The sequence below is a fragment of the Thiothrix sp. UBA5583 genome, assembly GCA_002425225.1.
Lineage (GTDB): Bacteria > Pseudomonadota > Gammaproteobacteria > Thiotrichales > Thiotrichaceae > Thiothrix > Thiothrix moscowensis.
Genome location: DILV01000035.1, coordinates 1 through 6,722, shown reverse-complemented (window position 1 = coordinate 6,722; position 6,722 = coordinate 1). Strand labels below are relative to the sequence as shown.

Annotated in this window: 7 protein-coding genes; 5 read left to right on the top strand and 2 right to left on the bottom strand. The window is 48.9% G+C overall.

Annotated features, from left to right (window positions below):
* Positions 1–51 precede the first annotated feature (51 nt).
* Genes cysE through B2U47_RS14750 form a run of 4 tightly spaced genes read left to right on the top strand, consistent with a single transcriptional unit; the run spans position 52 to position 2,505 of the window.
* Positions 52–843, top strand: coding sequence for a serine O-acetyltransferase (gene cysE / locus B2U47_RS14765; RefSeq protein WP_296674429.1), 792 nt, complete (start codon positions 52–54; stop codon positions 841–843).
* Positions 844–1,395 carry a hypothetical protein gene (locus tag B2U47_RS14760; protein WP_296674431.1) on the top strand — a complete coding sequence of 184 codons (552 nt, stop codon included), beginning with the start codon at positions 844–846 and terminating at the stop codon, positions 1,393–1,395. It begins immediately after the preceding gene.
* A 25-nt stretch (positions 1,396–1,420) separates the two neighbouring features.
* Positions 1,421–2,281 carry an SIR2 family protein gene (locus B2U47_RS14755; RefSeq protein WP_296674433.1) on the top strand — a complete coding sequence of 287 codons (861 nt, stop codon included), beginning with the start codon at positions 1,421–1,423 and terminating at the stop codon, positions 2,279–2,281.
* A 2-nt stretch (positions 2,282–2,283) separates the two neighbouring features.
* The gene (locus tag B2U47_RS14750; protein ID WP_296674435.1) at positions 2,284–2,505 is read left to right on the top strand and encodes a hypothetical protein; all 222 of its coding nucleotides are present in this window, start codon (positions 2,284–2,286) and stop codon (positions 2,503–2,505) included.
* Here B2U47_RS14750 and B2U47_RS14745 read toward each other — a convergent pair.
* Complete coding sequence (locus B2U47_RS14745) at positions 2,502–3,218, bottom strand: mobilization protein (protein ID WP_296674436.1); 717 nt, start codon at positions 3,216–3,218, stop codon at positions 2,502–2,504. The genes B2U47_RS14750 and B2U47_RS14745 overlap by 4 nt on opposite strands.
* Positions 3,219–3,359: 141 nt before the next feature.
* On the opposite strand from B2U47_RS14745, the gene B2U47_RS14740 reads away from it, so the two are divergent.
* Complete coding sequence (locus B2U47_RS14740) at positions 3,360–5,144, top strand: AAA family ATPase (RefSeq protein WP_296674438.1); 1,785 nt, start codon at positions 3,360–3,362, stop codon at positions 5,142–5,144.
* Positions 5,145–5,320: 176 nt separating this feature from the next.
* Here the strand turns inward: B2U47_RS14740 and B2U47_RS14735 are convergent.
* Positions 5,321–6,722, bottom strand: a 1,402-nt coding sequence (locus B2U47_RS14735) for a hypothetical protein (RefSeq protein WP_296674440.1), incomplete at its 5' end; no start/stop codon positions are given.

The window sequence follows — 6,722 nt, the reverse complement described above, 5'->3', positions numbered from 1 at the left end:
GATGACCTCTTAGCCCCTCTCCCCTTGAGGGACGACCCCTCAGGGGGCTGGGTGCGGGGTTGGGGTGAGGGGTCTCTTTGGCAATTAATCCGCGAAGACATCACCTGTGTGTTCCAACGCGACCCCGCCGCCCGCTCCCGCTTTGAGGTCGCTACGCTTTACCCCGGCATCCACGCGGTGATGCTGCAACGCATCTCCCATAGCCTGTGGCGGCGTGGCTGGCGTTATTTCCCGCGCTTCATTTCCTATTTCGCTCGTTGGTGGACGAATATCGACATCCACCCCGGTGCGAAAATCGGGCGACGCTTTTTCATCGACCACGGCGCTTGCGTGGTGATCGGCGAAACCGCCGAAATTGGTGACGATGTGACCCTTTACCACGGCGTGACTCTTGGTGGCGTATCCTGGAACAAGGGCAAACGTCACCCGACCCTCGGTGATCGTGTGGTGGTCGGGGCGGGGGCAAAAATCCTCGGCCCGATTGAACTGGGCAATGAGGTGCGGGTGGGAGCCAACTCCGTGGTGGTGCGCAATGTGCCCGCAGGCAAAACCGTGGTCGGCATCCCCGCCAAGGTGGTGCAAAGCAAGCTGACCCGCAACAACAACCCGGAAGGCATCGACCTCAACCATCACCTGATTCCCGACCCGGTAGCCGGGGCGATCCAGTGCCTGCTTGACCGCATCCGCCTGCTGGAAGAAACCGCCGGAACACGCGGGTGCCTGCCCGAGTATGACGAAGACACCGGCGAAGAGTGTAGCCATTGTGATGCACGCGACCTGTGCGAAGAAGAATTACCGCAACCACTAGAACAACCGATCCATTTCAAAGCCAGAGGAGAATGAATGATGGACTTGCAGGATTTTGAAGCCGAAGACCTTTATTTCAACGCCACCATTGACCCGGAAGTGACCAGCTTGCTGGAGGAGGCCGCCAATCTGTACCCGGAGGCCGAAGCCGAAACCCTGCTGTTGCGTGCCTACTTCCTCGCCCCCGAAGATCTGAACGTGCTGGTCGCGCTCTACCGCTATTTCTACTACCAGCACCGCCTGCGGGATGCGCTGGTAGTCGCACACAAAGCCATCGCCGTCAGCGGCAAACGCCTGCATCTGCCGGAAGATTGGCGGCATCTGACTCGCCTGCATCTGGGGCAAGGCGTGCTGGTGTCCATGACCCTGACGCGCTTCTACCTGATGGCGCACAAGGGCGCAGGCTATCTGGAAATGCGTCTGGGCGAACTGGCGGATGCGGTCGGGCGCTTGCAAACACTCGTCAATATCGACAGCAACGATCGGCTGAGCGTGAAAACCCTGCTTGATCTGGCGCAGGAACGTTTACAGGAACAGCGTTATACCGAAATGGGGAATGTGGTTTCCCTGCGCTCCGCCAGAGCTTGACCTAAACCTTAATTGAGGAACAATTATGCCAGACACCACTCTTCAAACCCTGCTCGCCGGGGTCGCCAACAACACCATCGTCCCCTACCTCGGCGCAGGTGCGCTTGCGGGTTCGGTCGATAAGCTCAATGGAATGCCGATTCCCGCTGACAGCGACAGCCTGATCCTTGCCATGAATGGCGGCAAACCGATGTCAGCCCGTTTGATGTGGGAATTCCCGCGTGCGGCAATGGATGTGGAGCTGAAACGCGGGCGCAAAGCCGTCCACAATTTCCTCGAAGACACCTATGGCAAGCGCAAGTGGACACGCGCCCCGCTGCACGACTGGCTTGCCAGCATCGAGCCGCATTACGTGATCGACACCAACCGAGATACCCAGTTGCAGGATACCTACGCCGACCAGCCGCACACGCTGATCCGGGGAACGGCGCGGATTGCGGGGACGAATTACCGCTTCGTGCTGAATGAATACACCGGAAGCGGCGGCTACCGTGAAATTACCCAGGAAGAAGTGAACCCTGAATTGCCGATCCTGTTCAAGCCGATGGGCAGCCCGCGCCCGGATGCCAATTACATTGCCTCCGACGCAGACTATGTGGACTACATCACTGAACTGATGGGCGGGTTTGCGATCCCTGATTTCCTCAAGGAATACCGCAAGGGCAAGCAATACCTGTTCATCGGGATGCGCTTCCAGCGCGATACTGAACGCATGGTGATGTCAGACATTACCTACGCCGCCAGTGAACCCAGAGGCTGGGCATTGATTCCGCAACCGACGGACAAGGAAGCACGTTTCTGTGCGCGTCAGGGAATTGAAATTATCGCAGCGGATGTGGATGATTTGCTGGCAGCGGCAGGTTTTGCCCCAGCACAAGCGGCATAACCATGCGCGAGTTCACGCCTTGCAAGGGGAAAGACGCTTGCCGCGATGACGGCGAGCGTTGCCTGGCGTGTGGGCGCAAGCTCACCGAAGTGGCACGCACGGTATTTCTGATGAATGAATTAAGCGATTTCGTTATCGAGCAGGAATACAGCAATGTAGACGAATTCGCCGCCTACATTGCCCGCAAGTTGGTGAAAAAGGTCAAACACCGCCGCGAAACCTAGCCTTCGGGCGTTTCGGCAATGTCGTCGTGTTTGAGGAAGTGATCGAATTGCGTGTAGGCATTTTCCAGCCACACCCGCATCCGTTGGCGTTCCGGGGTGCTCATCAGGTCGCGGTTATTCGCCGCCGCCCAGAAACTCAAGTCGTTGAAATCGACTTTCTGCACCAGTTTGGCGTGCAGTTTGCCCAGCGTCATGCAATACGCATTACGTTGTTGCGCTTTCTGGAAAATCGGTGATTGCTCGAAGGCATCGAAGTTTTCACCACGCCCCATGTTTTGCACCACAATGAACTGGATGTCTTGCTGTGGATAGCTATCCAGCGTTTTGTCCAGCAGGCTCAGGGCATCTGCACCATCGTCCATCACGTGCCAGATGAAAACCTTGTGCCCCATATCGGTGAAAATGCCGAACACATCGCTTTCCTCAATCCATTGCCCCAGCCGGGCAGAAGTCTGTGCAGCGAGGTCGATGATAAGGTCGTGACCCGGCTGGGTTTCGGCGACATCAATGATATTGTCCAGACTGTCGTAGTCATCCACCCGCAATGGTGAAGCGAAGTCTTTGTAAAAGCGGGAAAAACTGCCGTGCGACTGGTCGGAATCAAACCCGGTAAACGGCGTTGCGCTATCGATGAAATACTGTGCCAGCAAACGTGCGGTCAGTGACTTGCCGACGCCGCCTTTCTCGCCGCCGATAAAATGTACCCTACCCATTATTTTCTCCATGATGATTGGTGGTAAGGTGAGCGTTATGCAACATTCAAGCCAGCCTAAACTAACGCTCCGCATTGATGTGGCTACTGAACGGTTCATGCTAGAATCAGACAATCACCTTGGTTGGATGGCAGTAGCATTATGATTAATTTTCCCTATGGAAACAGCAATTTCCATGCAATACGCACAGAAGGCAAACTATACCTTGACCGCACCCAACATATCCCTTTGTTGGAACAGGCGGGTGAGCAACTGGTATTCTTGCGCCCGCGCCGTTTCGGTAAATCACTGCTGCTGTCCACACTAGCGAACTATTACGACATCAACCGGGCAGGCGAATTTGCAGCCTTGTTCGGCGATTTGGCCGTTGGGCAAAACCCGACGGGGGAACAGAACCAATACACGGTATTGCGCTGGGATTTCTCCAAAGTGTCGGCGCAAGGCGATACAGCCGCGATTACCCGTCACTTGTTCGATCATATCAACCAGGCCATTAAATATTTTGCCTTGCAGTACCGGCAATACTTGCAGACTGACATAAACATCCTTGCCGACAATGCCATCGCCTCGTTTGAATCCTTGGTGAATGCGGTGGCCAGCAGTGGCCAACAACTGTACCTGCTGATTGACGAATACGACAATTTCGCCAACGAAGTGCTGATGCAAACACGCCCCCATCAGCAACGTTATGAAGATTTGGTGCAAAGCGAAGGGATTTTAAAAACCCTGTTCAAAGCCATTAAAGCTAATGCCTCCGAGGGCAAGATAGGGCGGGTATTCATCACGGGCGTGTCGCCTTTGGTGATGAGTGATATGACCAGCGGCTACAACGTCGCTACCCACATATACCTTGAGCCTAAATTCAATACCTTGTGTGGTGTGACAACACCCGAACTGACGCAGTTGGTAACAACCATTAGTGCGGAATGCCAGCAACCCAGTGATAGTGTACAAACCACGTTGGAAACCATGCGGGTATTTTACAATGGCTACCGTTTTTGCAATGACATGCAACAAGCCTGTGTTTATAACCCGACGTTGGCATTTTATTTTTTGCGCCACTATCAAGAATATTGCAGTGCCCCGCCGCAGATATTGGATGGCAACTTGGCAATGGATGCCAACAAAATCCGTTACATTGCCAACCTGCCTGCTGGCAAGGCGGTGATTGCCAATATTCTGGATGAGCAACAGGCAGTCACGCTGGCACGTCTGGAAAACCAGTTTGGCATGGAAAAGCTGCATGACATTCAAACTGACCCGGATTATATGGTGTCTTTGCTGTATTTCTTCGGGGTGTTGACTTTGAGTGGGCGCGGTATGATTGGGGAATTGGTATTGGGCATTCCCAATTTGGTGATCCGGGGTTTGTATGTCGATGAAATCAAGCGCAATGCCTTGCCGGATGCGGGCGATCGGCACAGTTTGCAGCGTTTGACCGACAAGTTTTACCAAACTGCCGATTTGCAACCCTTGGTAGCGTTTATGGAAAGCAAATATTTCGCGGTGTTCAACAACCGTGATTATCGCTGGAGCAATGAGCTAACGGTCAAAACGGCGTTCCTGACCCTGCTGTTCAATGACACCTATTACATTATGGATTCGGAAGCGGCATTGCAGCGGCGTTATTCCGATTTGACCCTGATTGTGCGCCCGAATATGCGCCAATACGCGCTGTTGGATATGGTGCTGGAATTCAAATACTTGCCGCTGGCGGATTTAGGTTTAAGCGGGGAGCAGGTTCGCGCCCAACAACGCAAGGAATCGGCGGCACTGCCTGCGGTGCAAACAGCCTTGCAGGAAGCACGGCAACAATTGCAGCAATACCGTGTGGTGCTGGAGGAAAAGTACCGTGAACCGCAGCGGTTACGGTGTCTGGCGGTGGTGGCATTGGGGTTTGAACGGTTGGTGTGGGAGGTTTGTTGAGATGAGCATCAACTACCAATTTTCGGTAGAATTATAGTCATTCTCTCATGAACGGCTACATTAATTTTGAAATGCCCTATCAATAGTTTTATCGAAGGGCTTTCAATGCAGTAAATTGGCTTCTTATGAACCAACTACTTATAATATCATTGTTTAGGAATTCGCTATTAATTCACTCATTGCGAGGACTCGCTACTAATTTCCTCTTCTTTCTGTTCAGGTGGGTTTTCTAACTGATACAGTGTAGAAATAAACTCAACCGCGATTTCAATCATGTCTTTGTCTTTAGTTGGTTCTAAATGATATATTGATTTTTGGCTCTGAAGGACATTTTCAGCTTGTAACTTAAGATCAAATTTTTCTTTAATTTCAAGAATTGGCTCTTTATTAAGAGAAAACTCCCAATATCCTTCTTTGCAATGAACTGTTATTTCAAGATCGTTAATCTTTAATAGTAATGGTTTGAAATTTTGACTGCCATCATATGACTTGCAAGTACCTTCGTCGCATAGTAAAGAATGTTTTTTATTAATTAGACAGGCTAATGTTCTTAAATATGGATTAATGTGTAATCCGCCAGCATTATTAGTCGATAAATTTCTGACTAGGAATCCATCATCATCCATAAAGGAAAATAAATTATAATCAGATGATGTAAAGTCAGGGTACTTAATAAAATAATAATGCCATCCTTTGTTTTTACAAATATCTAAGCATTTTTCATTCAAGTCATTTGTTATGTCTTGCAATGTTCGCTTGTTTAGTTCGTTTAAAAATTGTAATAACATAATGCTAAAACTATCATCTGGCGTTTCATCTGGCGTTGTTAAGATGAAATTCCATCCATCACTTTTTCCATGCCCAAAGAAATATACAGTCCCTAATACAGACCATTTAATATGTTTTTTATAATCACCTATTGTTAAAAAAGCTCTTATGATTTCAGAATCATTTGCATCATCATTCCATGTTTTATAAAGAGAATAGATCATTTCTGGTATTAGCTTGTAGTTCTCTTTTAATTTAAAGTTGTAGGTCGCACCTTTAATTGAATAATGATCTTCTATTTTTGCAATGTTATTTTCTAAATCAATGCTTTTATTGTCAATAATTAAGTTTGCCTTGATTTCCTCCTCTTTGATTGCATATGGTGGAAATATTGAAGCATTTTTCAAATGATTGTTATTCAATAAAATGTAAATATTATATTCTGTCGAGTTTTCTATTATAAATCCCAGTATTTTGTGGTAATTATCTGAAACTAAACTTGATGTGTATTGTATATCCTTGGTCTTCTGTCTGAGGCTAAATAGCAAGTTTCTGACAACGCGAACCAAATCATGCAAATGATTTTTTGGTGAGTTTTCATGAAGATTTTCATGTGCATAGTTCATGATGGTGAAAAGAATTAGTCTTTCTGTATTGGTTAGCTGACCTTTTTTAACCAGTTTTTCCAATAAATTTGATTCCGTTGTGAATAAAGCAACTTTTCCTGCTTTATATTCTGATGATAACACCTTTTCACATAGTTTCTTTATTGTTTCAAATTCATCAAGTATGGTTCTTTGGGATTTCCCG